At 60.4% G+C, this 19,213-nt stretch carries 17 protein-coding genes; 6 read left to right on the top strand and 11 right to left on the bottom strand.

What is annotated here, in order from left to right:
• Positions 1–59 precede the first annotated feature (59 nt).
• Genes R3F07_17620 through R3F07_17605 form a run of 4 tightly spaced genes read right to left on the bottom strand, consistent with a single transcriptional unit; the run spans position 60 to position 4,306 of the window.
• Complete coding sequence (locus R3F07_17620) at positions 60–944, bottom strand: hypothetical protein (protein ID MEZ5278205.1); 885 nt, start codon at positions 942–944, stop codon at positions 60–62.
• The gene (locus R3F07_17615) at positions 944–1,933 is read right to left on the bottom strand and encodes an Amuc_1100 family pilus-like protein (GenBank protein MEZ5278204.1); all 990 of its coding nucleotides are present in this window, start codon (positions 1,931–1,933) and stop codon (positions 944–946) included. The genes R3F07_17620 and R3F07_17615 overlap by 1 nt, the downstream gene beginning before the upstream one ends.
• A 10-nt stretch (positions 1,934–1,943) precedes the next feature.
• The gene (gene pilM / locus R3F07_17610) at positions 1,944–3,647 is read right to left on the bottom strand and encodes a pilus assembly protein PilM (protein MEZ5278203.1); all 1,704 of its coding nucleotides are present in this window, start codon (positions 3,645–3,647) and stop codon (positions 1,944–1,946) included.
• 50 nt (positions 3,648–3,697) lie between these two features.
• Positions 3,698–4,306: a hypothetical protein gene (locus R3F07_17605; GenBank protein MEZ5278202.1), complete on the bottom strand. Its 609-nt coding sequence runs from the start codon at positions 4,304–4,306 to the stop codon at positions 3,698–3,700.
• Positions 4,307–4,393: 87 nt separating this feature from the next.
• Here R3F07_17605 and R3F07_17600 point away from each other — a divergent pair, with 87 nt between their 5' ends.
• The 4 genes from R3F07_17600 to R3F07_17585 all read left to right on the top strand — a co-directional run bounded on the left by R3F07_17600 (position 4,394) and on the right by R3F07_17585 (position 8,547).
• On the top strand, positions 4,394–4,921 hold the full coding sequence (locus R3F07_17600; protein MEZ5278201.1) for an NUDIX hydrolase: 528 nt from the start codon (positions 4,394–4,396) through the stop codon (positions 4,919–4,921).
• A gap of 121 nt (positions 4,922–5,042) precedes the next feature.
• Positions 5,043–6,146, top strand: coding sequence for a pyruvate dehydrogenase (acetyl-transferring) E1 component subunit alpha (pdhA, locus tag R3F07_17595; GenBank protein ID MEZ5278200.1), 1,104 nt, complete (start codon positions 5,043–5,045; stop codon positions 6,144–6,146).
• Positions 6,147–6,158: 12 nt separating this feature from the next.
• Positions 6,159–7,133 (top strand): alpha-ketoacid dehydrogenase subunit beta, encoded by a 975-nt coding sequence (locus R3F07_17590; GenBank protein ID MEZ5278199.1) that lies wholly within the window; start codon positions 6,159–6,161, stop codon positions 7,131–7,133.
• A gap of 55 nt (positions 7,134–7,188) precedes the next feature.
• Positions 7,189–8,547 carry a dihydrolipoamide acetyltransferase family protein gene (locus R3F07_17585; GenBank protein MEZ5278198.1) on the top strand — a complete coding sequence of 453 codons (1,359 nt, stop codon included), beginning with the start codon at positions 7,189–7,191 and terminating at the stop codon, positions 8,545–8,547.
• Positions 8,548–8,568: 21 nt separating this feature from the next.
• Here the strand turns inward: R3F07_17585 and R3F07_17580 are convergent, their stop codons facing one another.
• The 5 genes from R3F07_17580 to R3F07_17560 all read right to left on the bottom strand — a co-directional run bounded on the left by R3F07_17580 (position 8,569) and on the right by R3F07_17560 (position 13,671).
• The gene (locus R3F07_17580) at positions 8,569–9,318 is read right to left on the bottom strand and encodes a class I SAM-dependent methyltransferase (protein ID MEZ5278197.1); all 750 of its coding nucleotides are present in this window, start codon (positions 9,316–9,318) and stop codon (positions 8,569–8,571) included.
• Complete coding sequence (locus R3F07_17575) at positions 9,315–11,342, bottom strand: FAD-dependent monooxygenase (protein ID MEZ5278196.1); 2,028 nt, start codon at positions 11,340–11,342, stop codon at positions 9,315–9,317. The genes R3F07_17580 and R3F07_17575 overlap by 4 nt, the downstream gene beginning before the upstream one ends.
• Complete coding sequence (locus R3F07_17570) at positions 11,339–11,716, bottom strand: hypothetical protein (GenBank protein ID MEZ5278195.1); 378 nt, start codon at positions 11,714–11,716, stop codon at positions 11,339–11,341. The genes R3F07_17575 and R3F07_17570 overlap by 4 nt, the downstream gene beginning before the upstream one ends.
• Positions 11,717–11,906: 190 nt before the next feature.
• Entirely contained in the window at positions 11,907–13,076 is a 1,170-nt protein-coding gene (locus R3F07_17565) for a type III polyketide synthase (GenBank protein MEZ5278194.1), read from the bottom strand.
• A 7-nt stretch (positions 13,077–13,083) separates the two neighbouring features.
• On the bottom strand, positions 13,084–13,671 hold the full coding sequence (locus tag R3F07_17560) for a YceI family protein (protein MEZ5278193.1): 588 nt from the start codon (positions 13,669–13,671) through the stop codon (positions 13,084–13,086).
• A gap of 208 nt (positions 13,672–13,879) precedes the next feature.
• On the opposite strand from R3F07_17560, the gene R3F07_17555 reads away from it, so the two are divergent.
• Both R3F07_17555 and R3F07_17550 read left to right on the top strand, forming a co-directional pair.
• Positions 13,880–14,545, top strand: a complete 666-nt coding sequence (locus R3F07_17555; GenBank protein MEZ5278192.1) for a response regulator transcription factor — start codon at positions 13,880–13,882, stop codon at positions 14,543–14,545.
• Positions 14,542–15,627, top strand: a complete 1,086-nt coding sequence (locus R3F07_17550; GenBank protein ID MEZ5278191.1) for a HAMP domain-containing sensor histidine kinase — start codon at positions 14,542–14,544, stop codon at positions 15,625–15,627. Before R3F07_17555 ends, R3F07_17550 begins: the two co-directional genes overlap by 4 nt.
• Before the next feature lie 24 nt (positions 15,628–15,651).
• Here R3F07_17550 and R3F07_17545 read toward each other — a convergent pair whose 3' ends face one another.
• Complete coding sequence (locus R3F07_17545) at positions 15,652–17,631, bottom strand: phospho-sugar mutase (protein ID MEZ5278190.1); 1,980 nt, start codon at positions 17,629–17,631, stop codon at positions 15,652–15,654.
• 94 nt (positions 17,632–17,725) lie between these two features.
• The gene (locus R3F07_17540; protein MEZ5278189.1) at positions 17,726–19,078 is read right to left on the bottom strand and encodes a UDPGP type 1 family protein; all 1,353 of its coding nucleotides are present in this window, start codon (positions 19,076–19,078) and stop codon (positions 17,726–17,728) included.
• Positions 19,079–19,213: the final 135 nt, after the last annotated feature.

The raw sequence follows: 19,213 nt of genomic DNA, 5'->3' as shown, positions 1-19,213 counted from the left end.
CAGGATTGGGGTTATGCAGAAAAATCGTGCCGAGGTAAAGGTCAGTTATCCGAATTGCTTCACCGACGTTCAATCTGAGGGGAGTTGATGTAGCGCGGAACAGGGCTGATCGTCCGGGTGGTCGGTTCGTTCCCGTCTGCCTCGATCAGAGTCACCGTCGCCTGCGCCGGACTGATGACGAGGGCGTCGATCCGATAGGTCTGGGAACCACTGGAGATCTCTGCCCCCTCCTTCAACAGGTACTCGATTATGGGATTGGCCGAAATCCGAAAAACCGCCTCAGGCCCCGGCAGCATCGCCTTGGCCTTGTCGGTCAGAACCCGGTCCTCCCCGGTTTCTTCGTCATAGACCACCGCCACCGCCACCGTGTCGAACACCGGCGACCCGGAGCCCGACGGAATCGCCTCGCGGCGGAGTTCGAAGGAACGAACGGTAACGCCGATGGAATCAAACCGCGTGCCCGGCCGCCCGGTCATGGTCTGCCCCGTGGTGACGCTTTCAAAGGTGGCCAGGTAGTCTCCATCCCGGCCGACATAGCCCACCAGCTGGAGACGGAAGGGCTGGGGCCTTACCTCCAGCAATTCCAGTTCGAAGCTGTCCTGCTTGAACTCGACCGGTCGCTCGAATTCGGGCGGAGAAACCGTGAATTGCAGCGTCACCGGGTTGTAATAGATGAAAGGTGGCGTGAAGACGTCGTAAACCCACTCCGGACCGCTCGACTGCGACGGCGCCTTTTCCCAGGTCTGCGTGACGATACGCAGCGGCGTGGCCGGATCCGGTTCATAGGCATTCAGGGGAGCCCCGACGAGAGACTCTCCGGCGCTGATCTCATCGATACGGGCGAACTGACGGAGGGACCAGTAGGCCGTCAGGGCAAAGAGGATCAGGGCGACCCCGAGAAGGATTCGATCGGTCCACCGAAACAAGGCCCTGAAGGTTGGCATCACGGGACACCTCCCCCCGCCGGCTTGGGCGGTGTGATCCGAATCTCGAGAAACTCCAGGGTAACGGAAAAAGACGAGAGGTTCTGATCCACGATCGGAACCCGGGCGGCCTGCAGAGCCGGCAGATCCAGAGCTGACGCCTGGTTCGCGATCCGTGCCATCGGGTCGTCTCTCCGGGCGCGGGTCCGGCGGTCCTTGGGCGCGGCCTGCGACATCACCTCCACGCTCCGGACCACGATGGGAAGGTCGGACGAAGCCATCTGGTTCATGAACGACCGGAGCGCACCGGTCTGTCCGATAAACGAAACCCGAAACGCATAAGTCTGCACGACCTTTGGCACCCGAGCCGTGACCTGGGAGTCAATGACGAAAGTCCGGACCACCTTGTTTGCACCCGGCCGGGTGATCGGGCGGACCCCTCCCGGCTCATCGGGGGCACGCTCCCAATCGTCCCGCAGCACCTCGGTCAATCGCTCGGGTTTCGCACTGAAGAGTGCTTCGAGAATGACCTCCGCGATGCGCCTCTGCTTGAAAACCGCCTCGATGAAATCCGCATCCGGCCCCTCATTGGCGTAGGCTTCGAATCCGAACCGCTCTTCCGGATCGATGGCCACCCCCGCCGTCGCGGCCAACTGACGGGTCCGCTCGACGAATGTAGCCAGATTGAAGTAGGCATCGGTCCGGGATGGGGGCACCCCCTGGAAAAGCAGGAGATCGCCGGAACCACTGACATTCAGTGTATCCAACATCTGGACAAGAACCTTTGAATTCTGCTCGAGGTCCGCCGCCACCAGCCGGGCGTTCGCGCTGGTCGGACCGACCCGGTTCTCCAGCAGGTTGCGGTATTGCCTCTGGCGCAGGTCAAAGTCGCTGGCAAGGGACGCCAGCGACTGCCGACCAATGATGAGCGCCACCAGTTCCGCCGTCACGAGCAGGAGCAGGACAATCACGATGGCGGAGAAAACCGGATACTGACGGATGCGGTTCATCAGTTCGGTCTCAAAGAGGATGGTCGGGGTCGACCACGAGGGTGAAGTCGAAGCGGAGAATACCCTCCTGGGTGTTGTCGAAGCGTTCATTCTCCACTCCGACGATAAACTGCGAACCGGAAAAGCTGGCCAGGAGATTGGTCACCCGATTGTAGGAATCACGGCTGACCTTGGACAAGGGGTTGTTCTGGTCGAGAAGGCGTCCGGTCACGTTCAGGCGGAGGGACTGCCCTTCTTTGGCCGGTTTCGCCTCCGTCCCGGAAAGGGATCCGAACAGATTGCTCGAAATGCTTCGCTGGGCTCCCTGTCCGCTCGCCCGGGTGACCTGGAGCTGCTCCAACCAGACATCCTCGACCTCCACCAGGCGGGACTGCAGGTCCGCGAGGAAATTGATCCAGTTCGATTTCGTCTCAACCAGCCCCTTGATCGCATTCATCTGGTCCCGCACTTTCTGAATGGCGGCAAGGTTGGTCCGGATCTGGCTGCTGAAGCGCTCAAGCGGCTTGAGCTGCACGTCATAGGCGGCAATTCGCTCGCGGTAGGCCTTGCCCATGGCAAAATCGCTCAGAATCGGCAGGGCGAGCGCCCCGGCGGCCAGCAGAAGCGCACCGACATAATAGGGTTGCTGCCTGCGAAACCGGCGGCGACGAACCACGCTGGGGGGAAGCAGATCGACCTTGAGGGTCGGGAAATCGCAAAACCCGAGTGCCGCGCCAACCGCTTCACTCATCTGGTGGGCGTGCGCCCGGGCGATATCCCGGTCGACTCCCGGACCGAGAATCACCTTCCGCAGGGGATCAAAAACCTCGACCGGGAGTTTGAGCCTCTCGTGCAGGACATCCCTAAGCCCGATCAGACCCGCCCCACCGCCGGCCAGGTAGATCCGTTCCGGAGCTTCAGTCGAGGTCTGTCGGCGAAAGGTGGCCAGAGAGCGGGTGACTTCAAGTGCAAGTCGGGACCCGAAGCGGTCGGCGGCCGAGGCGATGACCTGCCCCACCTCGCCCTGCCCTCCAGGCAGTGCCCGGGTCTTGTAGGCTTCCGCTTCCTGGAAGCTCTTGCCGGTGGCATCGGCAATGCCCTGGGTGACCGAATTGCCCGCGACCGGAATACTGCGGACAAAATAACGGTCCTGCTGGAGAAACAACAGATTGGTCGACCGGGCTCCGACCGCGATGAAGAGCAGGTTGGGCGGCGCATCCGGATGATTGAAACGAAGGGCGTTGATCAAGGCGGACCATGAAGGCTCCAACTGGGCAAGGGATACCCCGAGGACCCGGCTGCGTTCACAGAGATCCTCAACCGTCTCGATCTTGACTGCGGTCAGGACGACATCGAGATCGGCGCCGTCCGTTGAGACAAACTGGTAGTCCCAGACGACTTCGCTCAGGGGATACGGGATGTTCTGGTGGGCCTCGAATTCGACAATCTTGCGCCGCTGCGCTTCGTCGACATTCGGCACCTTGATGAATTTGACGAGGCTGAGATGACCGGGCAGGGTGGCGCGGACTTCCCCGCGGAGATGATGGCGCTCCCGCAGACGCCGAAGGATGTCCTCGACCGCGGCCACCCATTCCAGATCGTCGGTACTCGATTCCGTGATCGATTCGACCTCGAATGCTTCCAGAATCGGACGACCGGTCTCCGACAGAGAGAACTCAGTCAGACAGACCCGACTGGCGCCGCAGTCGATCGTTGAGAACCGAGATGACTTCATCGGTGGGATCGAAAAATCACCCGGTGATCGGTTCGCCCGTTATCATCCAGTCAGCGCCCACGCCACACAAAGGCAGGCGTATCCCGGGCATATTCGATGAGGAATGGTGTCTTGAACTGCGGCAGAAGGATGCCGTCGTTGCGGACACCATCCTGCGCGACGCGATCGCGAAAGCTCCGCAGGGCATCCGCATTGGCGAGAACACTGGAAACGGCGGCTGCGGTCTGCGCAATGGGTCGGCCGTCGATCCAGACGTCCACCGCAAAGGCGAAGGGTTCACCGCTGATCTGATAGCGCCGGACCACGGCCGGCGGCAGATAGAAGCGGAAACGGGCGGCACCCGATTCCAAAGTCGAGGCTTCGGCATCACTCCTGAAGAAAACAAAGTCGGAATCGCCTTCGAGCGGGTTGCGCAGGCTCAGACTCAGAGCAACCCGCACACTGTCGACAAACTGGGGATTGCCCACGGGAGTCCCCCGGACATTCAACTCGACCGTGACCTCCAGCCAGTTGTCTGACCCACCCATCGGCCGGACGTAGCCATAGCGGACATTGCGGACCTCAATCGGCGTTCCGGATTCCGACTGACCGAAAAGGCCGCCCGGGGCCAGAACAACCAAAGTAAGCGCCAGCGTTCGAAAAAGATTTCCTCTTCCCATGCAGTGCGGTCAGTTAATCGTTGCCGGACCACACCTGTAAACAAAATTTACAGGTGCCCGATTCCACCCGATGGCAGGCCCTTCACCATGAGAACGTACAAAATCAGTGTCCTTGTCTTCATTCGCAACCAGGACGGACATCTGCTTCTCCTCGAACGGAGCCGGGCGCCCAATCGCGGGCAATGGAGCCCGATCGGTGGAAAACTCGAGATGTCGACCGGGGAATCACCCCACGAATGCGCCATCCGGGAAACCCGTGAGGAAGTCGGTCTGGATTTGTCGATCGACGACCTGCACCTTTTTTCGATGATCGCCGAGAAGGCCTACGAAGGCGGAAGCCACTGGTTGATGTTTCTTTTCGACTGTCGGCGGGTCCTCCCGGCCCTCCCGCCTCCGATCGACGAGGGCCGATTCGCCTTCCACCCGCGCGCGGAGGTTGACCGCCTGCAGCTCCCGAAAACCGATCGCCTTGCCCTTTGGCCTGTCTATGATCGGTTTCGAGGCGGTTTTATCGCCCTTCGGGCCGACTGCACGCCGGGCCAACCGCTGGAAGTCCATATTGACGAGGCGATCGGCCTCCCACAACTACCTGACTCACAGGTTTTTCGGCATTAGGCTGGTCCTTCGGAGCAAGACACCGACCCATGGGGTTTCGCTTGTCAAACCCGAGTATCTCCTTGATTAATGGGGGGATCGCGTACTTTTTCGCCATCCACCACCAACACCTGAATCCAACGTGACCAAGAAATCCACCGCCGCCGCCAAACCGATGGAATCCGTTGCTGCCAAAGCAGATGCAGCGGCCGCCAAAGACCCGGTCAACAGCGAATTGTCCAAGGAGGCGAAGATCGAACTCTTCCGCAAGATGATGCGGATCCGGCGCTTCGAAGAACGCACCCTGCGGGTTTATCAGCAGGGCAAGATCGGCGGGTTCCTTCACCTTTATATCGGCCAGGAAGCCATCGCGGTCGGGACGACTTCGCTGATGGGCCCCGACGATCACGTCATCACCGCCTATCGAGACCACGGTCACGCCCTCGCCGTCGGCATGAGCATGAATGCATGCATGGCCGAACTTCAGGGCAAACGCACCGGTTGCTCCAAGGGCAAGGGCGGCTCAATGCACTTTTTTGCCCCGGACAAGAATTATTGGGGCGGACATGGCATCGTCGGGGGGCAAACCCCACTCGGCGCCGGCCTCGCCTTCGCCCTGAAATACGAGGGCAAAAAGGGCTGCTGCATGGCTTTCATGGGCGACGGCGCCGTCAACCAGGGTGTCTTCCTCGAGACCCTCAACCTCGCATCGCTCTGGGATCTGCCGGTGATCTTCGTCATCGAGAACAACGGCTACTCCATGGGAACTTCGCTGAACCGGTCGTCCAAGGGTTTGCCCCTCGCCAAGCGGGCCAACGGGTTCGACATGACCTGGGACACGGTCAATGGCCACTCGGTCTACGACGTCCGGGCCAAAACGGCCGAGGCCATGCGCCGGGCCCACGAGGAATCACGCCCCACCCTGCTCGAAATGTCCACCTACCGCTACCGTGGCCATTCGATGTCCGATAATGAGAAGTATCGCGACAAGGACGAGGTCGAACGCTACAAACAGACCAGCGATCCGCTGAACCTTTTCCGGGCCACCCTGATCGATGAGGGCATCTTCGACGAAGACGCCGCCAAGCAGATCGACAAGGAAGCCCGCGAGGAAGCGGAAATCAGCGCCCGCTTTGCCGACGACAGCCCCTTCCCTCCGGAAGAAGACATTTTCAGTGATGTCTACTACGAGACTGATCACCCGGACAAACGCACCTCCAAGGGTCGCCTTTTCTTCAACGACTGATTTCCCGCTCCCATGCCGCTCATCACTTACAGACAGGCAGTCAACGACGCTCTGGCCGAGGAACTGACCCGCGACGAAAAGGTCTTCATTCTCGGCGAGGAAGTCGCCGAATATGACGGTGCCTACAAAGTCACCGAAGGTCTGCTCGCAAGATTCGGTCCCAAACGGGTCATCGATACCCCAATCAGTGAAGCCGCCTTCATCGGACTCGGGGTCGGTGCATCCTTCCTCGGATTGCGGCCGGTCATGGAGCTCATGTTCTGGAGCTTCTCCTACGTGGCCTATGACCAGATCGTGAACAATGCCTCCTCGGTCCGCTACATGTCGGGCGGTCTGATCAATTGCCCCATCGTGATCCGCGGCCCGGCCAACGGCGGAACCAGCGTCGGGGCCACTCACTCGCACACCCCGGAGAACCAATTGGCCAATTTCCCCGGACTCAAGGTGGTCTGCCCGGCCACCGCCTATGATGCCAAGGGCCTGATGAAGGCCGCCATCCGGGATCCGGATCCGGTCTACGTCATGGAAAACACCCTCCTCTACGGCGAACAATGGGAAGTGCCGGAAGAGGAATACGTCATCCCTCTCGGAGTGGCCGACATCAAGCGGACCGGACGGGATATCACCCTGGTCGGACACGGTCGGGCCGCCCTGACCGCGCTCAAGGCAGCCGAAGTCCTCGCCGAAGAGCATGGTATCGACGCTGAAGTCATCGACCTGCGCTCGATCCGACCACTCGACGAAGAAGCCGTTCTTGAATCCGTGAGAAAGACCAATCGCGTCGTCCTCGTAGAGGAGAACAAGCCGTTCTGCGGTGTCGGCGCCCAGCTCGCCTATACCATCCAGGCCAAGGCCTTCGATTATCTCGACGCTCCGGTCAAGAGGGTTTCCGCCCTCGACGCCCCCCAGATCTACAGCATGCCCTTGGAAAAACTGCAGATCCCGGATGTGCAGCGTGTCCTGAAGGCGGCCCTCGAACTCTGCTGACGGCGCCGGATTCCCGAAAACCTCGATCATCCATCACCGAATCTGATTCCACTCTATGGCTACCATTATTGAGATGCCGAAACTGAGCGACACCATGACCGTGGGCACCCTGGTCAACTGGCTCAAGGCTGAAGGCGACGCGGTTTCCAGCGGCGACATGATCGCCGAGATCGAAACCGACAAAGCCACCATGGAGCTTGAGGTCTTCGATGATGGATTCCTCATCAGGCAGTTTGTCGGGGCCGGCGAACAGGTCGCCATCGGCACCGCCATTGCCGCCATCGGCGAAAAGGGTGAAAAAGTGGATACGCCCAGCGCGCCGGCGGAGAGCGTGGGAAAGAAGCCGGGGACGAAATCCGAATCCGGAGAAAGCCGTGGCGAGTCCAAACCCCTCGCCCCCACCGACCTCCCGGCACCCGCTCCCGGGACGATCAAACAGCGCCCGGCCCCGACCGGCGGACCGGTCGCCGTCGAATCCGTGGACAGCAGTGGACGGACCCGGATATCCCCGCTCGCCAAACGTCTGGCCGAAGAAAAGGGTGTCAATCTCGAGGGGATCACCGGAACCGGACCCGGTGGCCGCATCGTCAAGGCGGACATCCTTGAAGCGGCCGAACAAGGACCGGCTCCTGCCCCGGAAAAAGCATCCGGAACTTCAAAGGGCGGCCAGACAGCCCGCCCCATCGCCCCTGCCGGAGCTCCCATCGCCGAAGAGTCCGACATCCCCGTGACCAATATGCGCGGGATCATCGCCTCCCGCCTGGTCGAGTCGAAAACAACCGCCCCCCATTTCTACGTCGACATTGAGATTGATGCCGCACCGCTCGCGGACCTGCGCGCCGCCCTCAATGCCAACCTCGCCGATCTCCCGCCTGAGCAGGGCGGCATCAAGTTCAGCGTGACCGACTTCATTCTCAAGGGAGCGGCCGAGGCGCTGCGCCAGGTTCCTCAAATCAACGCCTCATGGCTTGGTGACCGGATCCGCCAGCACGGCGCCGTTCACCTGGCACTCGCCATCGCGGTGCCGGATGGTCTCGTCACTCCCAAGATCGAGAATGCCCACAGCAAGACCCTTCGACAGATCGCGGCCGAGGCCAAGGATCTGGCGATCCGGGCCCGCGACAAGAAACTGCGGCCGGACGAGTTTACCGGAAGCACCTTCACCGTCTCAACTCTCGGCATGTTCGGAGTGGAGAGCTTCTATGCGATCATCAATCCACCCAATGCCGCCATCCTCTCGATCGGTGCCATCACCCGGAAGCCGGTCGTCGACAAGAACGACCAGATTGTTCCCGGTCAGCGGATGCGGATCGGACTCAGCTGCGATCATCGCGTGGTCGACGGCGCCACCGGGGCCCGCTACCTTGCCGCATTGAAGAAGATCCTCGAGACCCCGGCCTTGATGCTGATATAGATCCGAACGGAGAAGACCGGATCACGGCCTTGAGTCGCTCCGCTTCTCAAAGACAAGGTTCTCCAGCAGGCCCAGATAATAACGGCGCTGTCCACGAAGCGTGAAACCATGTGAGTCGAAGGTGGCGCGCAGGGACCGGCGGTCAGGATAGTGCCTGAGACTGTCGGCAATGTAACCGTAGACATTCGGATTGCCGTGAAGAAGCCAGCCCCAGAAACCGCCCCAGAACTTCAGCGCCATGTGACCCAGGACCCGTCCCGGTTGCGTCGGCGCTTTCGAGAAGTCGAGAAATGCAAGTTTCCCGCCAGGTCGCAGGACACGGTGCATTTCATCAAGCAGCCGTTCAAGATCGGGGGCATTGCGAAGGGCGTAGCCCCCGGTCACAATATCAACCGAGTCATTCTCAAAGGGCAGGTTTTGCATCGACCCTTCAAGGTAATCCACGGTCCGGTCAAGGGTGAGATGACGTGCGATATCGATCATTGCCGGCGTCAGATCGAGCCCGACCACCTTTCCTCCGGGATAGCGGGCAGCCAGGAGACGGGTGATGTCACCCGTCCCGCAAGCCAGATCAAGACAGAGCGGAGCCGGCCAATCCGGCAGAAATGCCACCAGCTGTCGTTTCCATTTGCCGTCCCGCCCAAGTGACAGGGCCTTCGTGACAAAATCATACTTCGGAGCGACCACCGAAAAGAGCTCAAGGTTGAGCGCCTGCTTCGCGGCATGATGCCCCAGGTAGTCGCGCGGTCGCAGTCCAAATCGCCGGCTCACCGTCCCTCCCTTCCGACACTATTCTGCCCGTCGGCAACAGGTGGAAATCCCGGAATCGTCAGCATGGCAAAATCGGGGGCGAGGCGCTCCCGGAAGGACGAACCCAGGAGGATGCGTGAAATGAGCAGGCGCCGCATGACCGATGCCAGGATTCCGACGCGGGTTCCGAGCCACATGCCGCGGGCGGCGCGATCAGCTGCCACCCGGAACGCGCGTCGACGGGCCCGGTGGTAGGCTGCGAAGCCTTCGTAATCGACCTCCCGGTTCTCAAGTGAATCACCGAGGACACGATCTAGATGGGCCGCATCCGCCATCCCCGTGTTCATCCCCTGTCCCCCGATTGGACTCATCACGTGAGCGGCATCCCCACAAAGAATCACCCGCCCCTTGAAAAACTCGCGAGCCAGCCCACGCCGGGGTCGAAAACTGCTCTGAAAACGTGCTCCTGACAACGGGAGCCCCACCCCGACGCGCTTCCGAACGATGTCAGCGACCCTGCTCCCGATCACCTTCCGGTCACCAGGGATATGGTCCGTCTGCACAATCCAACGCCTCAGTCCGTCGGGCAGAGGAAAGGACTCCACCGATCCGCTTGGACCGAAAAAGAGCCGTGCTTCCCGACCCCAGGTCGTATCATCGTCGAAGTCAGCCATCAGGAAACAGGGGCGGTAACTGCGCTCTCGCCACCTGAATCCCGCGTGCACCCGCGTCCTGCTCCGGTGCCCGTCAGTTCCGACCAGAAAATCGGCGCTTGCCTTGAAGAGAACACCGCTTTCCGTGTCCCTGAGCTCAACGGAAACGAAATCGTCCGTCTGCTGATGGCCGACCACCTCAACGCCTTCCAGCAGTTGGACACCCGGAAACGCGCGCAGATTATCTCTGAGCAATGCCACTGTGCGCGACTGCGGCAACGAAAGGATGAAGCGGTGCTCGGCCGGAATGCCCGAGAAATCCAACTCGCCCAATTCCTCCCGGTTCTCAAACACCCGCGCGGTGTCGATGCGGACGCCATGGGCCATGAACAAATCATCCAGCCCCAATGACCGGAAAAGACAAAGGGTGGGAGGCGTGATTCCGATCGCCAGAGAACCGGCTGTCATCCGCCTGCGTCGCTCGATCACGAGGACCCGGTAACCCCGACGACCAAGCAGGTTTGCCAGATAAAGCCCAACCGGACCAGCTCCCGAGATCACGACGTCGGCACCCCGCACGGTATGGTTCACACCGGATGTCTCCGGCCGGGCCGGCGCCACCGGCTTTCTCAACGGATTCAGGAAAGGAACCCTTGCCCGGTAATGCCGGAACGACTCTCCGAAATAACGCAGGTAGCGCCTTTCCTTGAGTATGGCGCCAACCAGACAGTAACCGGTCCAGCCAAGTGCCATAACCAATTGATCAGGAGTCCAGTCCGCGGCGAACCAGAGGATGAGGGCGAAGGAGATATAGATGGGTTGGCGCACATGGCGGTAGAGACCCTCTTGCGCGAATGGCCGGTATACCGGGATCCGATTATTGAATACGGAACTCCAGCCGAGAAATCCGGTTTGAAGACTGAGTTGGCTGTCGGACATCGCCTTGGCGAGAAGCAGCCAGGACCCGGCTGCGCCGGTGCCGATGGCGAATCTCGCCCAACCGGCCGATTCCCACCAAACCATCCCGGTCGGCGACCAGAGCAGAAACACCGCCAGCAACTGCACCGAGGCAATCGCGGCGAAAACCGTCGAAGACATTTCCTCGCCGATACCGAAGGGAACCAGTCGATTCATCATCCGGCGACCGCCCGGCGTGAGCAGCCAGGAATGAACCAGAGGGAACGAAGCCATCAGGCCCAAGTCGGCCATTGCCGCCGGCCAACCGCGAAAGGACCCCATCCCGATCCGCATCCCGTTGAAGAGCGCCAGGGCCATGGCAATGATGGCGGCGGCGAAAAGAAGATGGCACGCAATCCCGCCGATCAATGCGGTCAAACGCTGGGCCGGAAGATAGCGGGTCCGGTTCTCAGGAAGGCTGGCCTTGTCACTCACGAGGGCGCCCCTCCCTGGTCGGAACGGAAGCGGTGAAGAAGATCCAGTGGCTTGGCGGCACCGTCCTTGAATGCATCGACAAGGATGAATTCCTGATTTCTGCGCAGGTAGTCCCGGGAAACCGGCACGATTCTCCACGCAGGTGAAGGATGGATGTCGAATCCGGATCTCTCACGAGAGACCGGAGAAAAGCGGAACTCGACCCGGGCCGAGTCCGGACCGTCGATGAATTCGATGACCAGGGCCGTCTGCCTGCCCTGCTTCAATCGCCGGTTCTCATACTCGGAAAAGGCATCCTGCAATGCACCGATATAGTTGGCGGCATCCTGCTGATCACCCCAATTCCCCCGTTCATTCTCAGTGATGCGGCTCAACACGACCTTCCCGAAACCTGTGTGCAGAACGGTCTGAACGATCGGATCCCCGTTCCGTCGGACAAGGCGAACCTCACCTTGGGGAACCAGCCGATTGGGAACATAGGCCCGTGCCAAGATCTCCGTTTTGTTGAAGCCGGCATCGTCCGCACCGTGCGCCAAGGCGGCTCCCAGAAGGAGCCACCAGAGGCTAACTCGGATCCGTTTCCGCATTGGCTCTCCCGCCGGAAAGCGCCGGCACCGCCTCCCCCGGCAAACGTTCCATCATGGCCGCCTCAAGGGTCAAACCGGGACCAAACGCCATGGCAAGAACCGGGTGTCGCCTCTCCCCATCCATCTCAGGACGCATCAGGATGCGACGCAGGACAAAGAGTATCGTCGCGCTGCTCATATTGCCGAAGTCGCGCAGAACAGCCCGGGAATCCTCAAGTTGGCCAACCGCCAGGTCCAGCTCCTGTTGCACCTTGTCGACGATGGACCGACCACCCGGATGCACCGCCCAGGTTCCGACACTCCGTCTGTCCCATCGGCCTGAAGCCATGATGCGATCCACCATCCCCGAAATGCTGGCGGCAATGATATCGGGCACATAGCTCGAAAGTCGGATGTCGAACCCCCGGTCCCCGATCGACCAGGTCATATCCCCCTCGCTGTCCGGGGCAAGCGCCGAGGAAAAAGCATGGATTTCAAGCGAAGGCCGGCCCGGAAAGGGAACGCGCGCACTGACCACGGCCGCGGCAGCCCCATCGGCAAAAAGTGCGTTCGCAAGCAGACTGTCCGGCTCTTCACGCAGCTGCAGGTGCAGACTGCACAATTCCAGGCAGACAATCAGGACCACTGCATCCGGACACGCCAGGCAGAACTGCCGCGCCATTCGGAGTGCGGGAAACGCGGCATAACAGCCCATGAAGCCGATCTGGTAGCGTTCCACCGTATCGGCCAGTTCCAACTCCCTGATTATCTCAAGATCAAGTCCGGGATTACAGAAGCCCGTACAGGATACCGTGATCACATGGGTTATCTCCTTCGGCCTAAAACCGGCGGCATTGTTGATCGCGTTTCTGGCCACATCAACGCCGAGAATCCGCGACCATTTGGCATACTGTCGGTTGCGCGGTTCCGTTGTCGGTTCCACCATGCGACCTTCGGCGTCCTCATTGAACAGGACCGGCTGCGCCCCGGGTACAAAATCGGGCAGGACACTGTAGCGGGTTTCGATGCCGGACCGGTTGTAGATGCCCCGAATCAAACGCTGCGTCCTCCTATCCGGCAGCCAACGCATCATGCGGTCACGGGCGAATTCCTGCCGATAGGCATAGGGCGGCAGAAGCGTTTCAATATGATGGATGGTCACACTCATGATCGATTCAACCTGATTTCCCAACCAATCCGGCCACTTGGTTCTCGATTGGAGGATGGACGTCACAAGTGACCACTACTTCATCACCGACCCGGATCACGCCCAGCAGCGACGGGGGCCGGAGTCCGAATGTCTTCAGCGATACGGGGAAGTCCAGCAGGAAGGAGACCCCTCCGCTGTCTTCGTGCCAATCCGAAATCCTGGCAAGGATCGTCTCCGTCCGGTCCCTAATCCGAAGAAGCAGCGAAATCTCGCCATTGCCGCTTTCCGGTATGCGCGCATCCGCCACGGAAACCTTGATCACCGGAAAATGGACCAGATCCAGCATCCTGTGCATGTTCATGTCCCGCTTCTCATGGTGCGTGGTCAGTTCAGCCGCCAGAACACTGATTTCTGCGCTCACGGCCAGGTCAGACTGACCGGTCGTTCTGTCCGACAACCGAACCGAAAAGACCGGCGGTGGCATCGATCCCTCGAAATCGTGCAGCGTCGAGGTCCCCCGGAATCGGATATCCGCCGCTGCCTGATAAGTGGGCCCCGCCCATAGTCCCGCCGCGGCAACCAGAAAGTGAAAAACCGCCAGGGAAGGAAGCACGTACCGTCGAGGTGGACTAACTTGACACATGGAAAAGAATCTTGGAACACGACACGGTTCACAGACAACGACCACTCGGAACTGTTCGCAACTGAAAGAATCTGAAGTATTCGTAAGGTTTGACCATGGATACCTCAATGAGTCGTATGGGCGGTGATTGCCTGTGAAAGATGATCCGAGAGTTCTGGAATCGCAGCCCGCCATTTTGGTGGTCGAAGATGACGCCAGCATCGCGAAGCACCTGACCGAAGGTCTGCGGGAGGCGGGCTTCAGCGTCAGCCGGGTGTCCTCGGGCGCTGAGGCCCGTATGTACTGGAAGGATTCGAGCCCTTCACTGATAATTCTCGATCTCGGTCTTCCCGACGTCAGCGGTATGGACCTGCTGCAGGAACTGCGAAAGGATTACCCCGATCTTCCCGTCATCATAACGACGGCCCGCGATCAGATTGCCGATCGAGTCCGCGGTCTTGAGAAGGGAGCAGACGATTATCTCGTAAAGCCCTACTCGTTCGAGGAGTTGTTGGCGCGCATTCGAACACAACTGCGTCGTTCCGGCCGAGCACTCCTGAACCGGGCCGTTGGCGACCTCGAACTCAATCTCCAGAACCGCTCCGCAACCTCGAACGGCAAGGCACTGGACCTTACGCCGAGAGAGTTCGACTTGCTGGCTCTTCTCGTCAGCGTGAATGGAAACGTGGTCACACGAGAAATGATCCAGCGAGACGTTTTCAACGTAAAGTCACGCATGACCTCCATGGACAACGTGATTGATGTGCACCTTTCCCGTCTGCGCAAGAAACTCGACGAATGCGGGTCCTCTTTCGTCATCCAGACCATCCGGGGCGTGGGCATCGCCTTGAGGAGGGAGGCATGAAGCGATCCATCCGTTTCCGATTCTTTCTCTGGTTGGGAGCCCAGACTGTGATCATCTTCCTCGCCATCGGCGTGGTCGTCCTTGCCTTCAACCTGAATGAGCAGCACGAACATCCCGAACTGCGCACGGAAGAGGTCGAGGAGTCCCTTGTGCTGTTCGGAGCGATGATCCTGCTCTTTCCGCTCGCCCTCGGTTCCGCCTGGATCATTTCGCGCAGGCTTCTCGTCCCCTGGCGCCGGATGGTGATCCAAGCCGAGCGAATTAGCGCCGGACATCTTGAGGAACGCATCGAAGTGCCCGATTCGCGGGATGAAGTCGGCCGCCTGGCACATACGCTTAACACTGGATTCGATCGCTATCAGGATCTCCTGGATCGCCTGAACCGCTTCAGCTTCAACGCGTCCCACCAGCTGCGGAACCCGCTGGCTTCGATCCGGACCAGCGGCGAGGTCTGTCTTCGACAACCCCGGACAATCGCCGAGTATCAGAGTGTCATGGGCAGCATGCTGGAAGACGCGCAGCGGCTCAACCGAACGATTGAGCATATCCTCTTGCTGGCCCGTGCCGAACCCGGCAACCTCGAAGAAAACAGTCGGGATGTCTGTCTGCTTGCGGTCGCAAAGGAGGCCGTGGATGAAGCGAATGCTGCGGGCGAACTGCGAAACATCCGGATCAGCCTCGATGCTGATGACAAGACGTCTGCCCTGCGCTGTGTACCGGATTTGATCAGAGAAGCCCTCGCCAACCTTCTCGACAACGCCGTTCGCTTCTCACCGGAAAACGGCCGAATCCACGTGTCCATCGCAACCAGGCCCGGCAATCGCCTGCGGGTGTCCGTCGAGGATTCCGGGGCCGGTCTGTCCGCAAAGCGGAAAGCAATGATCTTCCGCCCGTTTTCGCGCAATCCGGATGCCGGCACGGAGAGTGTCGGCCTGGGCCTGAGCATTGTGGCGGACATCTGCCGCGCCCACTCCGGATCGGTGGGCGTTGACGACCGAGCGGGCGGTGGGTCCATCTTCTGGATGGAATTCCCTGCGTCTAGACGCCCACAGGACGAGGCCTCCGTCCAGCCGAGTGAATGAGTAGCCGGCTTCAACCTGCCGAATTCAGGCTTCCTGATCCTTGCTCCTCCGGTCCGCGTCCTTCTCGATCGCCTCGCGCAGCTTGGTCAGTTTCTCACGGGTCACATCCTTGACCGCCTTCAGTCCGCCGGCATCGCCGACCTCCTCCCGCGCGAACAGGTAAAACTTGATTTTCGGCTCGGTCCCGCTTCCGCGGACGGCGTAGGAATAGCCATTGGCCAGCTCGAGAAAATAAAGATCCTGCGCCGGGATCTTCTTGCCGTCGGCATCGTGCACGGTCTCACGGCCGAAATCGGTGAACTTGGTCACGTCGACGCCTCCGAACTCCCGGGGCGGTGACGATCGATAACTCGAGAGTATCCGCTGAATCCGGGCGACCCCGCTGGCCCCTTCGTAATAGATCTGCCCGAGCATTTCCAGGAAGTAGCCGAGCTTGAGATAAAGCGCATCGAGGGCCTCCGGAACGGTCGCCCCCTCCTTCTTCAAGGCGGCGGCCAGTTCGGCGAAGGCAAGGCAGGCGGCGTTGCCGTCCTTGTCCCGCACAAAGTCGGTCGGCAGATAGCCGTAGCTTTCCTCAGAACCGAAGGCGTAGAAGGTTGAGTGTTGCTGGAGCAGCTCGGCCCGCTTCCGGAAAGAGGTCCGGTCATAATCAAGACCGAGGCCCTGCTCGGCCATCATCTTCAACTTCAGCCCTTCCTCGTAGTCACGGATCTTCTCCCCGATCCACTTGAAGCCGGTCAATGTATTAATAACCTTGATACCATGCGCCTTCCCCAGGGCATCCTGCATGGGAGTGGTCACGAAGGTCTTGATCAGGGCGATCGACGATCCGCCCTTCTCCGGTATCCACCCGTTTTCCTTCAGCTTGCGGATCCGGTAATCGGCCAGCAGCGTCCCGATCTGATTCCCAGTGATCAACTCCATCCGGCCGTCACGGTTGCGGACGGCCACTCCCATGCGGTCACAATCCGGATCGGTCGCCATCACGAGGTCAGCCCCTTCCTGCACCGCCAGGTCGACCGCCATCTTCAAGGCCTCGGCATTCTCTGGATTGGGCGATTTGACCGTCGGGAAGCGCGGATCCTGCTGCTCCTGTTCCGCCACGGTCAGCACTTCGATTCCCGTGGCCCTGAGGGCGGGAATCGACATGACCCCGCCGGTTCCGTGAATCGGACTGAAGACAATTTTCAGGTGGCTGTCCGTAAATGCGGCCGGATCGATCAGGGAATGGCGGATGGTCTTAAGGTAGGCGTCGTCGATTTCCCTGCCCAGCACGACAATCCGCGAAAGATCCCGTTCGAGAAAGGCCGGCAGGTCGCCCAACTGCACCTTGTTCACTTCCTCGATAATTCCGGTGTCGTGGGGCGGGACCACCTGGGCCCCATCCTCAAAGTACGCCTTGAAGCCGTTGTCATGGGGAGGGTTGTGGCTCGCCGTGATCACGATGCCGGCGTGGGCGCCGAGGTGCCGGACGGAAAAGCTGAGTTGGGGGGTGGAACGGGGGCCGTCGTAGATGAAGGCAATGCCTCCCAGGCGCGACCAGGTTGATGCCGCCAATTGACAGAATGACTTCGAAAAATGCCGGACATCATGCGCGATGACCAGCTTCGGTGGATCGACCCGACCCTCGCCGGCAAGGAATCCGCTGGTATAGCGGAAAAGTCCGATGGTGGCCCGGACGATGGTGAAATCGTTCAGTAGATTGCTGCCGACCGCGGCATGCTCGGGGCCGCCCTGCGGTGTAGGTTGCCCACGCTCCGCCTCGGTCGAGACCGCCCCGATCGTGCGTCCCCGCATGCCTCCCGTCCCAAAGGCAAGGTAACGGAAAAAGCGGTCGTTGAGTTCCTCATGCGCTCCGGCCTCGCTCAACTCGCGGATAGCCGCCAAGGCCCAGGCCGGAAGAAATCCGGCCCCGAGCCACGCCTTAAGGTTGTCGACCGTGCTCTTGAGGAGCTTCCCCTCATTTCCGGCCTTCTCGAATGCGGCAATCAGTTCCTGGCTCATTTCAATTGGTCTTAAGTCAGATTCGGGATTGGGATTCAGAATGCCTCGGGTCGCATGCGGGGACCGCACCATCGACGGCTCGTGTTCTCCGTCATTATTCCAGAACGAGCCCGTCGCGGATCTCGGGCTTGGGATCAAATTTCCGCCACGATTCGACAAAGGTATCCTCATCGTAACCAAACAACGGGGAAACTTCAATCGCGATCCCCGGCAGGCCGGTATCGTCCGTCTCAATATTGACTCCCGCCGCCCGCAGCCATCGCGCGACCTGGCGTCGCTGGTCATCGGCGCAGGTCCGGGGCGAATCCACTCCTTCGGCGTTCTTGACCGGGCTGAATTCGTCCGCCCGGCTGGTCTCGACCACGATCGGATTCGTGGCGAACGGCAGGGCGTCAAAGACAAAGAGCTCGAATTTCACGCCATTCGGCTTGGTCGGTCTGACCGGTCGTCCTGCGTCATCGACCGTCGGGATCTTCTTTTCAGCCCGGTGGAAAGGCAACACCACCCCGGCGCCACCTTCACCCAGACGCCGGGCAAAAGCCGTGGAGACAATGTGGATGGCGATGCTGCCGGCCCGAAAAGTGAGTTCCCCATCCTCATCCACCCGGTGGATCAAGGCATCGGGCATGTCGCTGTACTCGATGACCACCAGCTTTCCGTTCTCAAAGCAGAAATGCCCCAGCTTTTCGTCCGGATAGGCCTTCGGGATCATCCGGCTCGACATTTCGGAACCGCGAAGGAGGTGGAAACCGATGAAAGAGGAGTCGATGCAATGAACCAGAGGATTATCCACCTGAAAGTAGCTCACCAGCTCGATCCCGGCAGCCTCCATCCGATCGAGCGCCCCACTTCGCACGAGGGCCCGCAGCGAGCCGCCATGCCCGTCGGGACTCATCGCGATGGTCGAGGTTGTCTCGAGCAGTATCCGTCCCTCCAGATCCACCGCGGGCATCCGGCCCTGCCGGAAAAAGTGAACCTGGTCCGGCCCCAGCCCGAAATGGCCGTTCTCCAAAAAAAAAGCCTCGGTCGCCTCGTGGTTGGCATGACTGGTCATGATGAACCAGGGAATTGGCCTTCCGTAACGCCGTCCGGCCGCCCGCAGCTTCTCTGCGAAGACCTGGAAGAGGGTCGCCTTCCGCACCGGAGTCGCCGGAAAGGTCCCTTTGGGCCCATCAAACCCGAGCCGGGTCCCTTGCCCCCCTGCCACCGTGAACGCACCCACCTTGCCGGCACGCAGCGCAGCCTCTCCGGCCAGTTTGGCCTCCGCCCAGGCCACTTCGTCGGCCGGGGATCTCTCGAGTGGGATATGGGGAGCCGGCTCCAGATGACTCAGATCGATCGTGCTGACTCCGGGATTTCGGATCAGGGTCTCGGTCAACCGCGTGATTTCATCGAGATCGATCTCTGCCGCCTGCTCCAGCAGCCGGTGCCGCTCATCACCATTCAAAGTCTCCCAGAATCGGAAGACATGACCTTGGCCTTTATCTTTAAATCTCTGAATGATAATATCTTCCGGATTCATACGATTTCGCACTCACTTTACGGGAACCTCGTTCCCTGAGGGGATCAAGCGGCCCCTTCG

The sequence above is a fragment of the Opitutaceae bacterium genome (genome assembly GCA_041395105.1).
In the GTDB taxonomy this organism is placed as follows: Bacteria; Verrucomicrobiota; Verrucomicrobiia; order Opitutales; family Opitutaceae; genus B12-G4.
This window is presented reverse-complemented; position numbering and strand designations above follow the sequence as displayed.

Excerpts from the sequence above, each read along its gene's own strand:
- R3F07_17620 (MEZ5278205.1), bottom strand. The coding sequence starts at position 944 with ATGCCAACCTTCAGGGCCTTGTTTCGGTGGACCGATCGAATCCTTCTC.
- R3F07_17615 (MEZ5278204.1), bottom strand. The coding sequence starts at position 1,933 with ATGAACCGCATCCGTCAGTATCCGGTTTTCTCCGCCATCGTGATTGTC.
- pilM (MEZ5278203.1), bottom strand. The coding sequence starts at position 3,647 with ATGAAGTCATCTCGGTTCTCAACGATCGACTGCGGCGCCAGTCGGGTC.
- R3F07_17605 (MEZ5278202.1), bottom strand. The coding sequence starts at position 4,306 with ATGGGAAGAGGAAATCTTTTTCGAACGCTGGCGCTTACTTTGGTTGTT.
- R3F07_17600 (MEZ5278201.1), top strand. The coding sequence starts at position 4,394 with ATGAGAACGTACAAAATCAGTGTCCTTGTCTTCATTCGCAACCAGGAC.
- R3F07_17590 (MEZ5278199.1), top strand. The coding sequence starts at position 6,159 with ATGCCGCTCATCACTTACAGACAGGCAGTCAACGACGCTCTGGCCGAG.
- R3F07_17585 (MEZ5278198.1), top strand. The coding sequence starts at position 7,189 with ATGGCTACCATTATTGAGATGCCGAAACTGAGCGACACCATGACCGTG.
- R3F07_17565 (MEZ5278194.1), bottom strand. The coding sequence starts at position 13,076 with ATGAGTGTGACCATCCATCATATTGAAACGCTTCTGCCGCCCTATGCC.
- R3F07_17550 (MEZ5278191.1), top strand. The coding sequence starts at position 14,542 with ATGAAGCGATCCATCCGTTTCCGATTCTTTCTCTGGTTGGGAGCCCAG.
- R3F07_17545 (MEZ5278190.1), bottom strand. The coding sequence starts at position 17,631 with ATGAGCCAGGAACTGATTGCCGCATTCGAGAAGGCCGGAAATGAGGGG.